The sequence below is a fragment of the Micromonospora sp. WMMC241 genome (assembly GCF_027460165.1).
Lineage (GTDB): Bacteria > Actinomycetota > Actinomycetes > Mycobacteriales > Micromonosporaceae > Micromonospora > Micromonospora humi.
Genome location: NZ_JAPZBF010000001.1, coordinates 2311877 through 2328564 on the forward strand (window position 1 = coordinate 2311877; position 16688 = coordinate 2328564).

The 16688-nt window shown below is 72.7% G+C and carries 18 protein-coding genes; 9 read left to right on the forward strand and 9 right to left on the reverse strand.

The window, feature by feature from the left end; all coding sequences use genetic code 11:
- Positions 1 to 16: 16 nt before the first annotated feature.
- The gene (locus tag O7598_RS10815) at positions 17 to 994 is read left to right on the forward strand and encodes an aldo/keto reductase (protein ID WP_269691188.1); all 978 of its coding nucleotides are present in this window, start codon (positions 17 to 19) and stop codon (positions 992 to 994) included.
- 45 nt (positions 995 to 1039) lie between these two features.
- Here the strand turns inward: O7598_RS10815 and O7598_RS10820 are convergent, their stop codons facing one another.
- Complete coding sequence (locus tag O7598_RS10820) at positions 1040 to 2377, reverse strand: extracellular catalytic domain type 1 short-chain-length polyhydroxyalkanoate depolymerase (protein WP_442929924.1); 1338 nt, start codon at positions 2375 to 2377, stop codon at positions 1040 to 1042.
- Positions 2378 to 2581: 204 nt separating this feature from the next.
- Here O7598_RS10820 and O7598_RS10825 point away from each other — a divergent pair, with 204 nt between their 5' ends.
- A complete protein-coding gene (locus tag O7598_RS10825; RefSeq protein WP_269691190.1) occupies positions 2582 to 3553 on the forward strand; it encodes a PaaX family transcriptional regulator in 972 nt (323 codons plus the stop codon).
- A gap of 8 nt (positions 3554 to 3561) precedes the next feature.
- Here the strand turns inward: O7598_RS10825 and O7598_RS10830 are convergent, their stop codons facing one another.
- A complete protein-coding gene (locus O7598_RS10830; protein ID WP_269691191.1) occupies positions 3562 to 4290 on the reverse strand; it encodes a TetR/AcrR family transcriptional regulator in 729 nt (242 codons plus the stop codon).
- An 85-nt stretch (positions 4291 to 4375) separates the two neighbouring features.
- Here O7598_RS10830 and O7598_RS10835 point away from each other — a divergent pair, with 85 nt between their 5' ends.
- Positions 4376 to 5239, forward strand: coding sequence for an SDR family oxidoreductase (locus O7598_RS10835; RefSeq protein WP_269691192.1), 864 nt, complete (start codon positions 4376 to 4378; stop codon positions 5237 to 5239).
- A gap of 92 nt (positions 5240 to 5331) precedes the next feature.
- On the opposite strand, the gene O7598_RS10840 is transcribed toward O7598_RS10835, so the two are convergent.
- Genes O7598_RS10840 through O7598_RS10850 form a run of 3 tightly spaced genes read right to left on the reverse strand, consistent with a single transcriptional unit; the run spans position 5332 to position 6564 of the window.
- A complete protein-coding gene (locus O7598_RS10840; RefSeq protein ID WP_269691193.1) occupies positions 5332 to 5754 on the reverse strand; it encodes a DUF6069 family protein in 423 nt (140 codons plus the stop codon).
- Positions 5747 to 6214, reverse strand: a complete 468-nt coding sequence (locus O7598_RS10845; RefSeq protein WP_269691194.1) for an SRPBCC family protein — start codon at positions 6212 to 6214, stop codon at positions 5747 to 5749. The genes O7598_RS10840 and O7598_RS10845 overlap by 8 nt, the downstream gene beginning before the upstream one ends.
- Positions 6211 to 6564, reverse strand: a complete 354-nt coding sequence (locus O7598_RS10850; RefSeq protein WP_269691195.1) for an ArsR/SmtB family transcription factor — start codon at positions 6562 to 6564, stop codon at positions 6211 to 6213. Before O7598_RS10850 ends, O7598_RS10845 begins: the two co-directional genes overlap by 4 nt.
- Positions 6565 to 6647: 83 nt before the next feature.
- On the opposite strand from O7598_RS10850, the gene O7598_RS10855 reads away from it, so the two are divergent.
- Complete coding sequence (locus tag O7598_RS10855; RefSeq protein WP_269691196.1) at positions 6648 to 7436, forward strand: aminoglycoside adenylyltransferase domain-containing protein; 789 nt, start codon at positions 6648 to 6650, stop codon at positions 7434 to 7436.
- Positions 7437 to 7502: 66 nt separating this feature from the next.
- On the opposite strand, the gene O7598_RS10860 is transcribed toward O7598_RS10855, so the two are convergent.
- Positions 7503 to 7976, reverse strand: a complete 474-nt coding sequence (locus tag O7598_RS10860; protein ID WP_269691197.1) for a nuclear transport factor 2 family protein — start codon at positions 7974 to 7976, stop codon at positions 7503 to 7505.
- A 70-nt stretch (positions 7977 to 8046) separates the two neighbouring features.
- Here O7598_RS10860 and O7598_RS10865 point away from each other — a divergent pair, with 70 nt between their 5' ends.
- The 4 genes from O7598_RS10865 (at position 8047) to katG (ending at position 12752) form a co-directional block, all read left to right on the forward strand.
- A complete protein-coding gene (locus tag O7598_RS10865) occupies positions 8047 to 8583 on the forward strand; it encodes a TetR/AcrR family transcriptional regulator (RefSeq protein WP_269691198.1) in 537 nt (178 codons plus the stop codon).
- Between the two features lie 297 nt (positions 8584 to 8880).
- A complete protein-coding gene (locus O7598_RS10870; protein WP_269691199.1) occupies positions 8881 to 9885 on the forward strand; it encodes a glycoside hydrolase family 11 protein in 1005 nt (334 codons plus the stop codon).
- A 118-nt stretch (positions 9886 to 10003) separates the two neighbouring features.
- The gene (locus O7598_RS10875) at positions 10004 to 10432 is read left to right on the forward strand and encodes a Fur family transcriptional regulator (RefSeq protein WP_091055349.1); all 429 of its coding nucleotides are present in this window, start codon (positions 10004 to 10006) and stop codon (positions 10430 to 10432) included.
- Between the two features lie 43 nt (positions 10433 to 10475).
- Positions 10476 to 12752: a catalase/peroxidase HPI gene (gene katG / locus O7598_RS10880; protein WP_269691200.1), complete on the forward strand. Its 2277-nt coding sequence runs from the start codon at positions 10476 to 10478 to the stop codon at positions 12750 to 12752.
- A 69-nt stretch (positions 12753 to 12821) separates the two neighbouring features.
- Here katG and O7598_RS10885 read toward each other — a convergent pair whose 3' ends face one another.
- Positions 12822 to 13778 carry an AraC family transcriptional regulator gene (locus O7598_RS10885; RefSeq protein ID WP_269691201.1) on the reverse strand — a complete coding sequence of 319 codons (957 nt, stop codon included), beginning with the start codon at positions 13776 to 13778 and terminating at the stop codon, positions 12822 to 12824.
- Between the two features lie 257 nt (positions 13779 to 14035).
- Here O7598_RS10885 and O7598_RS10890 point away from each other — a divergent pair, with 257 nt between their 5' ends.
- The gene (locus O7598_RS10890; RefSeq protein ID WP_269691202.1) at positions 14036 to 14680 is read left to right on the forward strand and encodes a hypothetical protein; all 645 of its coding nucleotides are present in this window, start codon (positions 14036 to 14038) and stop codon (positions 14678 to 14680) included.
- Positions 14681 to 14723: 43 nt separating this feature from the next.
- Here the strand turns inward: O7598_RS10890 and O7598_RS10895 are convergent, their stop codons facing one another.
- Together O7598_RS10895 and O7598_RS10900 are read right to left on the reverse strand one after the other, a co-directional pair.
- Positions 14724 to 15437 (reverse strand): response regulator, encoded by a 714-nt coding sequence (locus tag O7598_RS10895; protein ID WP_269691203.1) that lies wholly within the window; start codon positions 15435 to 15437, stop codon positions 14724 to 14726.
- Positions 15416 to 16582 (reverse strand): sensor histidine kinase, encoded by a 1167-nt coding sequence (locus O7598_RS10900; protein WP_269691204.1) that lies wholly within the window; start codon positions 16580 to 16582, stop codon positions 15416 to 15418. Before O7598_RS10900 ends, O7598_RS10895 begins: the two co-directional genes overlap by 22 nt.
- Between the last annotated feature and the right edge of the window lie 106 nt (positions 16583 to 16688).

Genomic DNA, 16688 nt, shown 5'->3' on the forward strand with positions numbered 1-16688 from the left:
GTGCTATCCACGTGTCATGGCCGACGACCAGCACGTTTCCCCGGCGAGCGCCGACATCCGCGACCACCGACTGATCTACGGCTGCATGGGGCTGGGCGGGGGGTGGGACGCCGAGGCCTACGGCGCGCCGGAGATCGCGGAGGCCGAGGCGGCGGTCGAGGCCGCCCTGGAGATCGGCGTCACCGCGTTCGACCACGCCGACATCTACCGCAACGGCAGGTCGGAGGCCGTCTTCGGTGAGGTGCTCGCCCGCGCGCCGGAGCTCCGTTCGCGCGTCGTGCTCCAGTCGAAGTGCGGGATCCACCTGGCCGGCGACGACGGGCCGGGCCGCTACGACCTGCGCGGGGCGCACATCGTGCGCAGCGTCGAGCAGAGCCTGGCCCGGCTGCGGACCGACGTGCTCGACGTCCTGCTGCTGCACCGGCCGGACCCGCTGGCCGACCCGGACGAGGTGGCCGAGGCGCTGGGCACGCTGCATCGGCAGGGCCTGGTGCGGCAGTTCGGCGTGTCGAACATGGCGGCGGCGCAGATCGCCCACCTCCAGGCGGCGCTCGACGTGCCGCTGGTCGCCAACCAGTTGGAGATGAGCCTGGCCCGCCGCGACTGGGTCGAGGCCGGCGTGCTGGTGAACACCGCGGAGTCCACCGGGACCGGGTTCCCGCTCGGCACGCTGGAGCACTGCCGGGCACACGGGATCGGCCTGCAGGCCTGGGGTCCGCTGGCCAAGGGGCGCTTCACCGGCGCCGCGAGGACGCCGGCCGACCGGGAGACGGCCGACCGGGTGGCCGCGCTCGCCGCCGCGAAGGGGACGACACCGGAGGCGATCGTGCTGTGGTGGCTCCGGCGGCACCCGGCACGGGTGGCGCCGGTGATCGGCACCGCGAACCCGGACCGCATCCGGGCCTGCGGGGACGCGGTGCGGCGGGAGCCGGAGCTGACCCGCGAGGAGTGGTACGGCCTCTGGGTGGTCGCGCGCGGCGCCCCGCTGCCGTGACGGACCGGGGGCGGCCCGGTCGGGCCGCCCCCGGAACGCGTGTGGTCAGGCCGACGTGCAGGCCGCGCCGTTGAGGGTGAAGGAAGCGGGCTTGCCGGTGTTGCCGGTGTGGGTGGCCTGGAATCCGATGGTGATCGACCCGTTGGCCGGGATGGCGGCGTTGTAGGCGAGGTTGCGGGCCGTCACCTGCCCGGAGGTGGGGGAGTAGGAGGCGTTCCAGCCCGAGGTGATGCTCTGGCCGCCGGGCAGCGCGAACGCCAGGGACCAGCCGTTCAGCGCGGCGGACCCGGTGTTGGTGATGGTGATGTTCTCCGTCAGGCCGGAGTTCCAGGCGTTGACGTCGACGCTCACCCGGCAGGCGCCGGAGGGCGGCGGCGGCGTGGTCGGGGTCGGGGTGGGGGTCGGCGACGTCGTCGGCGAGGTGGTCGGGGTGGGCGAGGTGGTCGGCGGTGTGGTCGGGGTGACCGTGCCGGTCAGGCCGAAGAACGCGAGGGCGACCGCGGCCATGCCGCCGGACGGCAGGCTGTGCCCGGCGCCCTGGATGCTGTACGCCTCGACCTGGACGGTGCCGTTGGCGTCGGCCCAGCGGCGCCGGTTCCAGTTGGCCTGCGGCGTGTCCGTGGAGGTGGGCGTCTGGCTGAGCCCGAACACGTTGGTCCACTGCTCGATCTCCTCCTGGAGCAGCGAGTACGGCACCAGGTTGTCGGCGGTGCCGTGCCAGAGCTGCACCCGGGGGCGGGGGCCGGTGTAGCCGGGGTAGGCCTGGCGGACCGCGTCACCCCACTGCTGCGGCGTCCGGTTCATGTTGCCGCCGGTGCACTGGCTGCTGCCGGGCGGGTAGTCCGCCGCGTTCGCGAAGCAGTTGTACGGCACGCCCATGAACGCCGCGCCGGCCTTGAACACGTCGGGGTAGAGCGCCAGCATGTGGTTGGTCATCATGCCGCCGGACGAGCTGCCGGTGGCGTAGACCCGGTCGGGGTCGGCGCCGTACTGCTGCTGGACGTACCGGACCATCGAGATGATCGACACCGGGTCGCTGCCGCCGCCGCGGCGCTTGGCGGCGTCGGACCACGTGTCGAAGCAGTTGCCGAAGCCGGCCTGCTGGGTCGCGCTCGGATAGATCACGATGTAGCCGTACCGGTCGGCCAGGGAGGCGAACTCGCTGCCGGAGTAGAAGCCGGGGCCGGAGCCGCCGCAGCCGTGCATGGCCACCACGGTCGCCGGCCGGGCCGGGCGGTTGTCCGGGACGTAGACGTGCATGCGCATCCGCCCCGGGTTGTCGCCGAAGCTGGTCACCTCGGTCAGCGAGGCCGCGTAGGCGGGTTGCGTCGCGGGGACCATCAGGCCGGCCGCCGCCAGCGTCGCGGCCAGGGCGAGCAACATCTTGCCTCTGAGTGTCACGGAGACTCCTTCGATCACCTGTGCAGGTTGGGGTCGTCGGTGGTGCGCCCTGCCCGGCTCCGTGTCGGGTAGCAGATAGTGTTCCCGCCGGTCCGGGAAGTGTCAATCGATGAACCGCGATGCGTGTCGGGGGACGATCTCCGTCTACAGTCGAGGCACCGTTCCCGAGGCGAGTCCGGAGTGCCCGTGGCCAGCGCGTTCGACATCGAGGAGATCTACCCGGACGAGCCGTCGGTGCGGCTGCCCCGGCGACAGTCCGGTGCCGCGCCGCAGGGCGTCGTCGTGACGCTGATGGCGGACTACACCCTGCGTACCCGCGCGGCGCTGCCGTCGGCCGCCATCGTGGCGTTGCTCGCCGAGACGGGGGTGACCAGCGCCGGCGCGCGGACCGCGATCAGCCGGCTGGCCCGCCGGGGGGTGCTGGAGCGCAGCCGGCAGGGCCGCAACAGCTCCTACCGGCTCAGCCCCACCGTCGCCACCGACCTCTCCGCCGGCGGGAACTGGATCCTCACCTCCACCACGGCCTCGGCGCCGTGGGACGGGTGCTGGACGATCGTCGCGTTCTCGCTGCCCCAGGAGCACGGCGCGCAGCGGCGGACGTTGCGCGGCCAGCTCCGCTGGCTCGGCTTCGCACCGCTGTACGACGGGCTCTGGGTCTCGCCGTACGAACTGACCCCGCCGGCCCGCTCGCTGCTGGCCGGGCTGGCGTCCGGCGCGGTCACGGTCTTCCGGGGGCGGCAGGCCGAGATGGACGCGATCGGGCAGCGCGCGCCGGTCGAGGCCTGGGACATCGCCGGCATCGCCGGCCGGTACGAGGAGTTCCTGCGCCGGTGGACCCCGCTGGCGTCCCGGACGGATGCCGTCGACGGTCCGGCGGCCGTCCGGGCGCGCACCGAGGTGATGGACACCTACCGGCGGTTCCCCACGCTCGACCCGCAACTGCCGCGGGAACTGCTGCCGGCCGGATGGCCCCGGCAGGCGGCCCGGGACCTGTTCGCGGCCGTCTACGACGGCCTCGCCGACACCGCCGAGCGCCACGTCCGCGCGGTCGTCGCGCGCCACGCCGGCGGCGCGCCGCCGGCCGACGTGCGGGCGCACACCACCGCCGACATGCTCGCCGGGGTACGCGGGGACGGCTGCGGCGCGTCGCCGGCCTGACGAGCGCGTCACCTCCCGGTCGCACCGCTCCCGCCGGTGGGGCTCTCCGTGATGCGGTCGAGCCACTCGACCAGCAGGTGGCGTTCGGCGCCGCTGAGCACCCGCAGGTGCGGCGCGAGAGCGCGGAGCGCGACGGCCGCCGCGCGGGGGCCGTCCGCTGTCTCGGTCGGCGCGTCGGTCAGGATCCGGCCCAGGACGGCGTCGATCATCGCGTCGGCCAGGGCGGGATCCCGTTGCTCCGGTGGGGTCGCCAGCAGTGTCTGGACGGCTCCGACGCCCGCGGCGTGGATGAGGTTGACCGCGTGCGCCTCGGAGACCCGGAGTCGGCCGCCCGCCGCCAGTCGGTGGACCCGGGTCGCCAGGATCTGTCTGCCGGTGCGGGCGGCCGCTGAGCCGGATGCGCGCTCCGGGTCGCTCAGCAGCCGGAACACGGCCGGGTTGGCGAGGCCGAACTCGATCTGTCGACGCCAGCTCGCACGCAGGTCGTCGAGGGGGTCGACGTCGGTCGCCGCGGCGGCCTTGTCCGAGACGAACCCGGCCAGCACCCGCTCGGCGACCGCTTCCAGCAGGCCGTCCTTGTCGCCGAACAGGCGGTAGATGGTCGGCGCCTGCACGCCGGCGCGCTCCGCGACGCCACGGGTCGTCACGGCGCCGGGCCCGTTCTCGTGCAACAGCCACGCGGCGGCGTCGACGATCAGCGCCCGGGTGTCCGCCCGGCTCTTGACCCCATCGCTCATGAACCAACGATAACACGATCTTGCTATCGCTGGTCGCACGCGTTACGGTACTGGCGTTTCCATTGATAACGTGAAGGGCGAAACAATGATTATCGTGACCGGTGCGACCGGGGCCCTCAACGGCGCGACCGTCGACCACCTGCTCGAACGCCTGCCCGAGAGCGAGATCGTGGTCGCCGTGCGCGACCCCGCGAAGGCTGAGCGGTTCGCGCAGCGGGGCGTCGAGGTCCGGCGCGGCGACTACGCCGACCCCGGTTCCCTGCCGGCGGCGTTCGCCGGCGCCGACCAACTGCTGCTCGTCTCCTCCAACGACCCGGTCGCGGACGTGACCGGCCTGCACCGCGCGGCGATCGAGGCCGCGCTCGCCGCCGGGGTGAAACGGATCGTGTACACCAGCCACCAGGCCGCCGCGCCGGACAACCCGTTCCTCCCCGGGCGGAGCCACTTCGCGACCGAGCAGCTCCTGGCCGCCTCCGGGATCGCCTGGACCTCGCTACGCAACGGTTTCTACGCCCACAGCCTCCCGTGGTTCGCCGGGCCGTGGCGTCAGACCGGGGTGATCGCCGTGCCCGGCGACGGACCGGTGTCCTGGACCGCCCGCGAGGACGCCGCCGAGGCGGCCGCCGTGATCCTCACCTCCGACGGCGGGTACGACGGCCCGACGACCCTGACCGCGCCCTCGGCCCCGACCTTCGCCGAGATCGCCGAGATCGCCTCCGAGCTGTCGGGACGCACCGTCCGGTACCGACCGACGGACGAGGCGGACTGGCTCGCCGCGCAGCTCGCGGCCGGGCTGCCGGAGCAGCGGACGCGTTTCCTGCTGGGCTTCTACCGGGCCGCGCGGGACGGCTTCTTCGCCGGCGTCGACCCGCTGCTCGGTGAACTCCTCGGCCGTCGGCCTCGCGACGCGCGGGACGCCCTGCGGGCGGCGGCCGGGTCGGACGGCTGACGCCGGTCCTCCTCCCGGACGGGACGGCGCCACGGGCGGTCGTCGCGGTCGGCCCGACGGCGCTCCGCCGGGCCGACCGCCCGTCGGTCGGCTCAGGCCGCCAGCGCGTCCGGCGCCGGTCGGGTACGCCGGCCGAGGGCGGCCACCGCGACCAGGATGATCGGCACGAGCGTCAGGTGACACACCGCCAGCGTGGTCTTGCTGGTGGCGTCCAGGTCGGTGGGGAGCGTCATCGCGACGACGGTGAGCACCGCGAGCGCCGGGCCGACGATCGACGCGGCCCGGACGACCCAGCCGAACCGGGGCGCCAGCAGCGCGACCGCGATCAGCCCGACCAGCAGTGGCAGCGCGCTGAAGGCCGCGACCGTCGCCCCGTCCACCTCGGCCGGCCCGCCCGCCGCGGTGAACCGGAACGTGCCGCCGGCGGCCCGGCCGACCGCGTAGACGACCAGGTTGACGACCACCGCGCCCACGGTGGCCCCCGCGACGACCGCCGCCCGGGGCAGGTCAGCCACGCGACCGCTCCCGTCCCTGCTCCCGGACCAGGTAGGCCTCGATCCGGTCGAACGCCCCGGGCATGACCTCGCCGACGAAGAAGTCGCGCAGCTCCGGCGTCGGGAAGCCGCTCTGCACCACGGTCATCAGCGTGCCGCCGTCCCGCTCCTCGAACGTGACCTCGATGCGGGTGGTCATGGTGGCGCCGTCGGGACCGCTGCCGGTGGACTCGGTGACGAGCCGGTGCGGGCGGTCGATCTCCAGGAACGTCTGCGTCTCGCGGAACAGCATGTCGGGCGAGGGCCCCCAGACCGCCGTCTGCTGGCCGCCGACCCGCAGGTCCACGTCGATCTCGACGATGCCGGGCTCGGTGTCGAGGATGCCGAACCAGATCTTCTGCTTCTCGGCGTCGGTGTAGGCGTCGAAGACCTCCTCCGGGAGCGCCGGGAGCTGTCGGGTCATCCGCATGTCGATGGTCATGTGTCTCGGTCCTTCGGGTCGATCCGGTCGGGTCGGAGCGTGAGATAGGCGTCGAGGCCGTCCAGGCGACGGGCCCAGAGCCGCTGGTAGAAGGCGATCCAGGCCATCGCGTCGTCGAGCGGGGCGTCGGCCAGGCGGCACTGCCGGGAGCGGCCGACCTTCCGCGTCACCACCAGGCCGGCGTTCTCCAGCGCCTGGACGTGCTTCTTCATGCCGGTGAGGCTCATCCCGCTGGGCGCGGTGAGTTCGCTGATGGTGGCCGGGCCCGCGCCGAGTCGGACGAGGATGTCACGCCGCGTGGGATCGGCCAGGCTGGCGAACACCCGGTTGAGAATCTCTTGCTGAACCACATGGTTCACCTTATGACACTGAACCCCCGGGTTCAACGTTGACGCGCCGACCGTCCCGGCCGGGCATCGGGCAGGATGACGCGATGACCTCACCCGAAGCGGTCCTGGCCGACCTCCGCACCGCCTGGGTGGACGCGCTGTCCGGCCGGCTGGCCGGTCTCTACCTGCACGGCTCGCTGGTGGCCGGCGACTTCGCGCCGGAGCGCAGCGATCTCGACCTGCTCGCGGTGCTCGACCGCGACCCGGACGAGGCGCTGCTCGACGTGCTCGGCGGGTTGCACGCCGACCTGGACCGCCGGCATCCGCGGTGGGCCGGCCGGATCGAGGTCGAGTACGTGTCCCTGGACGCCGTCCGCGACGCGGCGCGGGGACACGTCGACCGCGAGCACGTCATCGCCCGGGTGAGCCCCGGTGAGCTGCTGCACCTGCTGCCCGCCACCAGCCACCGCGTCGTCACCTGGTCGTCGGTGCGCGACCACGGCCGCACGCTGCTCGGCCCGGAAGCCGACGAACTGCTGCCGGCGATCGACCCCGACCTCGTCCGCGCGGCCCTGCTCGACCATGTCCGCGACTGGCCGGACTGGGTGGTGGAGATGACCACCCCCGGTGCCCGGTCCTACGCGGTGCTCACCCTGTGCCGCGCCTACCAGCGCCTCCGGTGCGACAAACAACTGTCCAAGCGGCGGGCCGCCGTCCCGACCGCCGCCGCCTTCCCGCACCGGGCCGACCTCATCGGGTGGGCGCGCGACTGGTGGTACGACGCCGGCCCGGACGGCGATCCCGGCCGGGGCGACGACGTGCCGGCGTTCGTGCGCGAGGTGAGCGCCGCCGTCCTGGCCGGAGAGTCCGGTGGCGGGGGTCGGGTCCGCTGATCTGCGACGCCGACGCGCGTTCGCGTGGCGTCGCGTTCCCGCTCGGCCGGTTCGGCGAGGCGTGGGTCAGGCGGGCTGAGCCGCGGTGAGCGCGGCGGCCAGAGCGGGCAGGCGGCCGAAGGCGCGGGCGCCGGCCAGGTGGTCGACGTAGTCGCGGGACTCGACGATCTCGCCGTCCCGGACCCGCACCACGAAGATGCAGGGCAGCGTGAAGGCGCGACCGTCGATCACGCCGGCGTACCGGAACTCGAAGACGACCACCTCGGGGTCCGGTGTCAGGTGCACGTGGTCGTCGACGACGTCGTAGCGTTCCACGCCGGCCGGGCGGCCGCCGGCGCCGAAGTGTTCGCGCAGCGCGGCCCGGCTGCGCAGCGGGGTGCCACCGACCGGGTCGAACGGATGGCGCACATCGGTGTCCTCGGCGTAGCAGGCGGCCAGCGCGTCGAGCTGCGCCGCTTCCTCGGCGTCGGTGAGTCCGCCGCGCATGAGGCGACAGACGCCGGCGGCCACGGCACGGACGGTTTCCTCGGGTGTACGCATGACGCTCCTCCAGGCGAAGTCCAGACTCCGGTTAGCGTAACGAAGTCTGGACTTCGGTTAAAGTGATCGCATGCGCCAGGATGCTCGGGAGAACCGCGAGCGCATTCTCGCCGCCGCCGAACAGGTCTTCGGCACGAAGGGCGAATCCGGCTCCACCGAGGAGGTCGCACGGCTGGCCGAGGTGGGCATCGCGACCGTCTTCCGCCACTTCCCGACCAAGGAGGCGTTGATCGAGGCCGCGTTGGTGAGGCATTTCAGCGGTCTGCTCGACCGCACTCGCCTGGCCGCCGCCGCGCCCGATCCGACCGCGGCCCTTGCCGCGCTGATACGCGAGATGATCGAGCGCGGCGCGAGCAAGCTCACCCTGGCCTCGATGCTGGGTGGCCCCCCGCCGGCCGTCGTCGCCGTGGCGGGGGAACTCAAGGCGGCGGTGGGCGCGGCGTTGCGGCGCGCCCAAGCCGTCGGCGCGGTGCGGCCGGATGTCGACGTGGACGAGATCTACCTGCTGATTCGGGGTCTGGCGCAGACCGCGGCCGCCGCACCGGTGCCCGCACGGCTGCTCCACCGTGCCGTCGACGTCATCCTGGACGGCCTCGCCGCCCGGTAGTCCCGGCCTTCCCTCGACGCGTCTCCGGCCCGAAAATCTTCCGAAAGTTTCGGCTGCCGATGTCCCTCGTCATGTGGCTTCCCGTGGATCTCGACGTCGTGTGCTGAATGTCGAAGCGCTTCGCATGGGCAACGAGCTGCGACTATGTCTTTGTGATGACCTCCCCGCGCCAGCAGCGGTTTCCATGATGTTTCCGGAAGTTGTTGACACGATGAACGGCCGCCTTCGATACTGACCATCGATTCACCTCTATGACAATCGGCCGCGCACCAGCCACCACAGGGAGGAAACTCGCCCATGAACGACGCCCCCGTCCGCTCGGGCAGCCGCAGGCGCGGACGCCTCAGGACGCTCCTCGGCGGCGCCTGCGCCGTGGCGCTCGCCGCCGCCGGCGCGACCGCGGTCCTGTCGGGTCCGGCCTACGCCGACACGACCGTCACGTCGAACCAGACCGGCACCAACAACGGCTACTTCTTCTCCTTCTGGAAGGACAGTGGCAACGTCTCCATGACCATGGGGAACGGCGGTCAATACAGCACCCAGTGGAGCGGCATCAACAACTTCGTGGCCGGCAAGGGCTGGAAGCCCGGCACCGCGCGCAACGTCACGTACTCCGGCAGCTTCAACCCGTCCGGCAACGCCTACCTCACCCTCTACGGGTGGACCCGCAGCCCGCTCGTCGAGTACTACATCGTCGACAGCTGGGGCAGCTGGCGCCCGCCGGGCAGCGGTTTCATGGGTACGGTCAGCAGCGACGGCGGCACGTACGACATCTACCGCACCCAGCGGGTCAACGCGCCCTCGATCGACGGTACCCAGACCTTCTACCAGTACTGGAGCGTCCGGCAGTCGAAGCGGGTCGGCGGCACGATCAGCGCCGGCAACCACTTCAGCGCCTGGTCCCGGCTCGGCATGAACCTGGGCAACCACGACTACCAGATCCTGGCCACCGAGGGCTACCAGAGCAGCGGGAACTCCAACATCACGGTGGACAGCTCCGGCGGCTCCAACCCGACCACCCCGCCGCCCAGCAACGGCGGCGGCTGCACGGTCAGCGTGAACCGGGCCGAGGACTGGAGCGACAGGTTCAACACCACGTTCTCGGTCAGCGGCAGCAGCAACTGGACGGTCCGGATCCAGACCCAGGGCGGGCAGAGCCTGCAGAACAGCTGGAACGCGTCGGTCAGCGGCACCAGCGGCACGCTCACCGCCCGGCCCAACGGCAACGGCAACAACTTCGGCATCACGCTCTACAAGAACGGCAACAACACCACGCCGACGGCAACCTGCTCGACCAGCTGAGCAGGCCTTTCCGGGTGGGGGGCGCCGCGATCGCGGCGCCCCCCACGTCCGTGTGTGCCGGCCGACACACCGTGACGGAAACTTGATTCATTCCAGAAGACTGGACTAGGGTCGGGGCATGACGTCCGACTTCGAGACCCAGCTGCGGGCGGTCTCGTTGCGCGTGACCCGGCCCCGCCTGGCGGTGCTCGCCGCCCTGCGGGACCATCCGCACGTCGACACCGACACCGTGATCGCGCTGGTCCGGGCGGACCAGCCGACGGTCTCCCACCAGGCGGTCTACGACGTGCTCCGGGCGCTCACCGACGCCGGCCTGGTGCGCCGCATCCAGCCGGCCGGCGCCGTCGCCCGCTACGAGTCCCGGGTGGGGGACAACCACCACCACATCGTCTGCCGCTCGTGCGGCGCGATCGCCGACGTGGAGTGCGCCGTCGGTCACGCCCCCTGCCTCACCGCCTCCGACGACCACGGCTTCGTGGTCGACGAGGCGGAGGTCGTCTACTGGGGCACCTGCCCCGACTGCGCGACCGACCGCACCGCCCACTGATCCGCCAGTTCGGCCAGTGACCCGCCAGTTCGGAAGGAAACAGATGAGCGACACCCAGGACAACGGGCCCGTCAGCGCCCAGGGCGTGGACGCCAAGGAGGCGGCCGGCTGCCCGGTCGCGCACGACTCCGCGACCGCGCAGGGCAGCGAGAGCGAGAACCCGGCGATCGACTCGCCGACCCCGAAGACCGGTGGCCGTCCGCGCACCAACCGCGACTGGTGGCCCAACCAGCTCGACCTGTCGGTGCTGCACGCCCACTCGTCCAAGGGCAACCCGCTGGGGGCCGACTTCAGCTACGCCCGGGAGTTCGCCAAGCTCGACGTCGAGGCCCTCAAGCGCGACATCACCGAGGTGCTCACCACCTCGCAGGAGTGGTGGCCGGCCGACTTCGGCCACTACGGCGGCCTGATGATCCGGATGAGCTGGCACGCCGCCGGCACCTACCGGATCGAGGACGGCCGCGGCGGCGCCGGCGACGGCGGGCAGCGCTTCGCCCCGCTGAACAGCTGGCCGGACAACGCCAACCTGGACAAGGCCCGCCGGCTGCTCTGGCCGGTGAAGCAGAAGTACGGCCAGAAGATCTCCTGGGCCGACCTGCTGGTGCTGGCCGGCAACGTCGCGCTGGAGTCGATGGGCTTCAAGACCTTCGGCTTCGGCTTCGGCCGCCAGGACGTCTGGGAGCCCGAGGAGATCTTCTGGGGCCCGGAGGACACCTGGCTCGGCGACGAGCGTTACGCCTCCGAGCAGGAGATGTCGGCCGGCGTCGGCGCCACCGAGATGGGCCTCATCTACGTCAACCCGGAGGGTCCCCGCGGCAACGCCGACCCGCTCGCGGCGGCGCACTTCATCCGCGAGACGTTCCGCCGGATGGCGATGAACGACGAGGAGACCGTCGCCCTCATCGCCGGCGGTCACACGTTCGGCAAGACCCACGGCGCGGGCGTCGCCGACAACCACGTCGGCCCGGAGCCGGAGGGCGCACCGCTGGAGGCGCAGGGCCTCGGCTGGCTGAGCACCCACGGCAGCGGCAAGGGCGGGGACACGATCACCAGCGGTCTCGAGGTGACGTGGACCGACCGGCCGACCGAGTGGAGCAACCGCTTCTTCGAGATCCTCTTCGGCTACGAGTGGGAGCTGACCACCAGCCCGGGTGGGGCCAAGCAGTGGGTCGCCAAGGACGCCGAGGCGATCATCCCGGACGCCCACGACCCGTCGAAGAAGCACCGGCCGACGATGCTGACGACCGACCTGTCGCTGCGCGTCGACCCGGCGTACGAGAAGATCTCGCGCCGCTTCCTGGAGCACCCGGACGAGTTCGCGCTGGCGTTCGCCAAGGCGTGGTACAAGCTGCTGCACCGCGACATGGGCCCGGTCAGCCGCTTCCTCGGCCCGTGGGTCCCGGAGGCCCAGTTGTGGCAGGACCCGGTGCCGGCCGCCGACCACGAGCTGGTCGGTGACGCCGACGTCGCAGCGCTCAAGGCGAAGGTCCTCGACTCCGGCCTCACCACCGCCCAGCTGGTCTCCACCGCCTGGGCCTCGGCCGCCAGCTACCGCTCCACCGACAAGCGCGGTGGCGCGAACGGCGCGCGGATCCGGCTGGAGCCGCAGCGCAACTGGGAGGTCAACCAGCCCGAGCAGCTCGCCACCGTGCTGGCCACCCTGGAGGGCATCCAGCAGGAGTTCAACTCCGCCGGCGGTGCCCGGATCTCGCTCGCCGACCTGATCGTGCTGGCCGGTACGGCCGCCGTGGAGAAGGCGGCGCGGGACGCCGGTGTCGAGGTGACCGTGCCGTTCCGGGCCGGTCGCACCGACGCCACCCAGGAGCAGACCGACGTCGAGTCGTTCCGGGTGATGGAGCCGCGCGCCGACGGGTTCCGCAACTACCTGCGGCCGGGCGAGAAGACCGAGCCGGAGGTGCTGCTCGTCGACCGCGCGTACATGCTCAACCTGACCGCGCCGGAGATGACCGTCCTGGTGGGCGGCCTGCGCGCTCTCGGCAACAACGTCGGCGGCACGACGCACGGCGTGCTCACCGACCGGCCGGGCGTGCTGAGCAACGACTTCTTCGCCAACCTGCTCTCCCCGGGCACCCGGTGGAAGGCGTCGGAGTCCGAGGAGCACGTCTACGAGATCCGGGACCTGGCCACCGACCAGGTCAAGTGGACCGCCACCGCGGTCGACCTCATCTTCGGCTCGAACTCGCAGCTGCGGGCGCTCGCCGAGGTCTACGCCAGCGAGGACGCGCGGGAGAAGTTCGTGACCGACTTCGTCGCCGCCTGGACCAAGGTGATGGAGCTGGACCGGTTCGACCTGGTCTGATCCACCGTTCCACCGCCGAGCCCCGGCCGATCCGTCCCGGATCGACCGGGGCTCGGCGCGTCACCCGGGTCAGTCGTGCAGCGTCCGGCTCGGCGGTACGCCGAAGACGGACCGGTAGTGGGCGGTGAACCGGCTGTGGTTGAGGAAGCCCCACCGGCCGGCGATACGGCTCACCGTCTCGTGCCGCGGGTCCGACAGCCGGAGGTCCTCGTGGGCCCGTTCCAGCCGGATCCGCCGAAGGTGGGCCATGGGTGTGGTGTCCAGGTGTCGCCGGAACGCCAGTTGCAGCGAGCGGACGGACACCGCGGCGGCGGCCGCCACGTCGGCCGGGTTGATGTCCTGGCCCGCGTGCTCCTCCATGAAGGAGATCGCCCGGCGTACCGCCGGCGCCACCGCGTCCCGGCGGTCCTGCCAGGTCGGGTCGGTCAGCGCGGTGTTGGGGAAGACGGCGAGCGCCGCCGCGGCGAGCGTGCGCGCCGCCGCGCCGAGGACCAGTGGCTGTCGGCTGGCCTCCGGGTTGGTCAGCACGGCGAGGCGGACGTAGTGGGCGGTCGCCCGCCAGTGGTCGGCGAGCGCCGGCGACGCGGGCGCCAGGCCGGTGAACTGGACCGGGACGGGTCGCCGCCGTGGGGCCGGGCTCGCGACCTGGGCGCACAGTCGTGGGTCGAGCTGGACCACGAGGACCTCGCCGGGTCGCCAGCGAATCCGGTACGGGCGGCCCGGCCGGGCGCTGAGGAACACGTCCCCGGGCCGGAACCACCCCTCCTCGCCGTCACACGTGCGGCTCACCGAGCTGGTCGTGGTCTCGCAGACGACCACGGAATCCATTCCTTCGACGGTGACCCGCAGATCGCCGGACTGCGTGGTGCGGTCGGCGCGGAACGGGCCGGCGTGCAGGCGGCGGTGGCTGAGCCGGTAGTCGTGGCCGCCGCTGCTGATGGACATTCCCCGGGTGCCGTACGCCTCGGCGAGATACTGGTGGATGAGCTCGGGTTGCCGGCTGTCGAAGTCCTTACTGGTAGTCAATGGGAGTGTCACGTCGTCCCCTGCAAATTGGGAACTTACTTTCCGGAATTCGCGAGCGTATTGGTGGCCCGACCCTGTCGATGGTATTTCCTTGATAGGAATTGCGCTCATCGTTGATCCCACCCATGGGACTTGCGCCCAGCGATCAGGGATTGCGGTCTCCGTTCGTTCTGCGACGTAGTCCGGGCCTCGATCGATCGGGAAGGGTCGTTGTCCGGGGCCGTCGCGCCGGGCGGTGGGCGGAAGAGGGGGCGCAGGTGGACGTGACCGAGGCACGACGACTGGCGTGGATGGTGGCGGCCGAGACGATGCGCCGCCTCGACGGTGACTCCGGTGGGGGAGGCCGGTTCGACGGGCACGAGGCCGCCCTCGGCGTGGCCCTGCGTGAGACGCTGCACGAGGCACTGCTCGGCCAGCGGTCCAGGGTGGACGGAAGACCGCTGGGCGAGCTGTGTGGACGGCTGGAGTGGACGATCGACGAGTTCGACGCGCTCGGCCACCACCTGCTCACGGTGGTGCTCACCCACCGGCTCGGGCCGGAGGCACTGGTCCGCGTCGGCGCGATGCTCACCCGCGCGCGCCTGTGCCTGGTCCAGCCGCCACCCGCCGAGACGCGTCCGACCCGCCGTGACGGGTACGTCCGCAACGACGCGTCCCACCGGTACGCGGTCACGCCGGCGCACCTGCCGCTCCCGCCGAACTGGCGGTGCAGTGGCTGCGCCGCCGAGTGGCCCTGCCCCACCAAGCAGAGCCAGCTGCTGGTCGAGTTCGGCGGCACCACCGCGGGGCTCGCCGTGTATCTCGGCACCTGCCTGGTCGCCGCCACCCAGGACCTGCCGGCCATGACCGTGCCGCAGGCCCGAGCGCGCTTCCTGGGCTGGCTGCCCCGGCGGCGGTACTGACCCGCCCGTCGCGTTCCGGGTGAGCCGGCGACGGGCGTCCGGCTCAGAGCAGTTCGGCGTCGTGCACGAGCAGGGCGATCTGCACCCGGTTGTTCAGGCCCAACTTGGCCAGCAACCGCGACACGTGCCCCTTCACGGTCGGTACGCTCACGCGCAGCCCGGCGGCGATCTCGGCGTTCGACCGGCCCTGGCCGACGAGCACCGCCACGTCCCGTTCCCGGTCGGTGAGCGCGGCCAGCCGTTCCCGGGCGCGGGCCCGGCGGCTTCCCGCGACCGGGTCCGCGACGTGGTCGATCAGCCGGCGGACCACCGCCGGGGACAGGATCGCCGCCCCGGCGGCGACGGTACGGACGGCGGCGAGAATCTCCCGCGGCGGGGTGTCCTTGAGCAGGAATCCGCACGCGCCGCCGCGTAGCGCGTCCAGCACGTACTCGTCGGCGTCGAACGTGGTCAGCACGATGACCTCCGGCGCGCCCGGTCGGGACCGGATCCGGCGGGTGGCGACCAGCCCGTCGAGGCGGGGCATCCGGACGTCCATGAGGATCACGTCCGGCCAGTGCGCGTGGGCCATCGACACGGCCTGCGCGCCGTCGGCCGCCTCCGCGACCACCTCGATGTCGGGCGACCCGCCGACCAGGATGCGCAACCCGGCCCGGACCAGCGGGTCGTCGTCCACGACGGCCAGCCGGATCGGTCGCCGGCCGGGATCCGGCGCGGCGGTGGGCGGTGCGCCGCTCACGTCGGCCACGGCAGCCATGCCTCCAGCCGGTACTCCCCGTCCTCCGCGCCGTACCGTACCCGGCCGCCGGCCAGTGCCACCCGTTCGCCGATGCCGACCAGCCCCATCCCACCGAGCCGCCCGGCGGTGCGTCCGTCCGCCGGCGCGGACGGGTTGACCACCACGATGCGCAGCCCGTCGCCCGGCCGCCCGGCCAGCCGGATCGCCGCGCTCGCGTCACTGCCGTGCCGGCGGGCGTTGGTCAGCGCCTCCTGCGCGATCCGGTAGACCGTCCGCCCCACCATCGTCGGTGGATCGTCGCCGGCCACCTCGGCGGCGAACTCGACGCGCATCCCCGCCGCGCGGACGCTGGCGACCAGCTCCGGCACGTCGCCGAGGCCGGGTTGCGGCGGCTCCGGGCGGCCCGCGACGCCGACCACCGCCCGCAACTCCTCGAGCGCCTCGTGGGCGCTGGACCGGATCGCGCCGGCCGCGATCGCGATCTCGTCGGGTCGGGCGTCGGTCCGCACCTCGAGCGCGCCCGCGTGCAGGCTGATCAACGACATCCGGTGCGCCAGCACGTCGTGCATCTCCCGGGCGATCCGGGCCCGCTCGGTGAGTCGCGCCTGGTCGACGCGCAGGTGCTGCTCGGCCTGCAACCGTGCGGCGTGCGTCCGCAGCGACTCGGTGAGCCGCCGGTAGGCCTGCACGAACTGGCCCCAGCCGATCGCCGCGGCGCCGGTCACAGTACGCATGACGACGTCCACCCAGATCGGGTACGGCGGATCGGTCTGGAGCAGGAAGTAGACCACCCCGGTGCCGACGTGCGCCGCGCCCAGCGTGAACAGCAGCCGGGCCCGGTGGCGGACGGCCGCGGTGAACAGCGCGGCCAGGATCGGCCCGGTCGCGGTCACCGAGATCGCCCCGAACGGCAGCAGCGCCAGCAGCACGGCCACCGGCCGGCGTCGCCGGACCAGCAGCGGGACGGCGCAGAGCAGGCCGATCAGCACGTCGACCGGCCACGGGATCGCCGCGCCGGCCGCGGTCGCGTCGCCGATGCGCAGCATCGTCAGGCCGTAACCCAGCGCCACGGTGACCGCCACGCCGTCGGCGAGGCGGTCACGCGCGGCCGCCCGGTCGCTCGTCGGGTCCGGCACGAGCAGGGCGAACAGCGCGGCGGCCATGCCGGCAGCCTAGGCGGTACGTCGGGAGACGCCAGCTACCAAAGTAGGGGAGCGGGTGGATCCGCCGGCCGGTGTGCCGGCGCGTGCCCGACGGCGATCCTCGTTC

Coding starts and splice junctions, on each gene's coding strand:
- O7598_RS10835 (WP_269691192.1), top strand. CDS start 4,376: ATGATTATCGTGACCGGTGCGACCGGGGCCCTCAACGGCGCGACCGTC.
- O7598_RS10875 (WP_091055349.1), top strand. CDS start 10,004: ATGACGTCCGACTTCGAGACCCAGCTGCGGGCGGTCTCGTTGCGCGTG.
- katG (WP_269691200.1), top strand. CDS start 10,476: ATGAGCGACACCCAGGACAACGGGCCCGTCAGCGCCCAGGGCGTGGAC.
- O7598_RS10865 (WP_269691198.1), top strand. CDS start 8,047: ATGCGCCAGGATGCTCGGGAGAACCGCGAGCGCATTCTCGCCGCCGCC.
- O7598_RS10815 (WP_269691188.1), top strand. CDS start 17: ATGGCCGACGACCAGCACGTTTCCCCGGCGAGCGCCGACATCCGCGAC.
- O7598_RS10830 (WP_269691191.1), bottom strand. CDS start 4,290: ATGAGCGATGGGGTCAAGAGCCGGGCGGACACCCGGGCGCTGATCGTC.
- O7598_RS10845 (WP_269691194.1), bottom strand. CDS start 6,214: ATGACCATCGACATGCGGATGACCCGACAGCTCCCGGCGCTCCCGGAG.
- O7598_RS10870 (WP_269691199.1), top strand. CDS start 8,881: ATGAACGACGCCCCCGTCCGCTCGGGCAGCCGCAGGCGCGGACGCCTC.
- O7598_RS10820 (WP_442929924.1), bottom strand. CDS start 2,377: ATGTTGCTCGCCCTGGCCGCGACGCTGGCGGCGGCCGGCCTGATGGTC.
- O7598_RS10860 (WP_269691197.1), bottom strand. CDS start 7,976: ATGCGTACACCCGAGGAAACCGTCCGTGCCGTGGCCGCCGGCGTCTGT.
- O7598_RS10900 (WP_269691204.1), bottom strand. CDS start 16,582: ATGGCCGCCGCGCTGTTCGCCCTGCTCGTGCCGGACCCGACGAGCGAC.
- O7598_RS10895 (WP_269691203.1), bottom strand. CDS start 15,437: ATGGCTGCCGTGGCCGACGTGAGCGGCGCACCGCCCACCGCCGCGCCG.
- O7598_RS10855 (WP_269691196.1), top strand. CDS start 6,648: ATGACCTCACCCGAAGCGGTCCTGGCCGACCTCCGCACCGCCTGGGTG.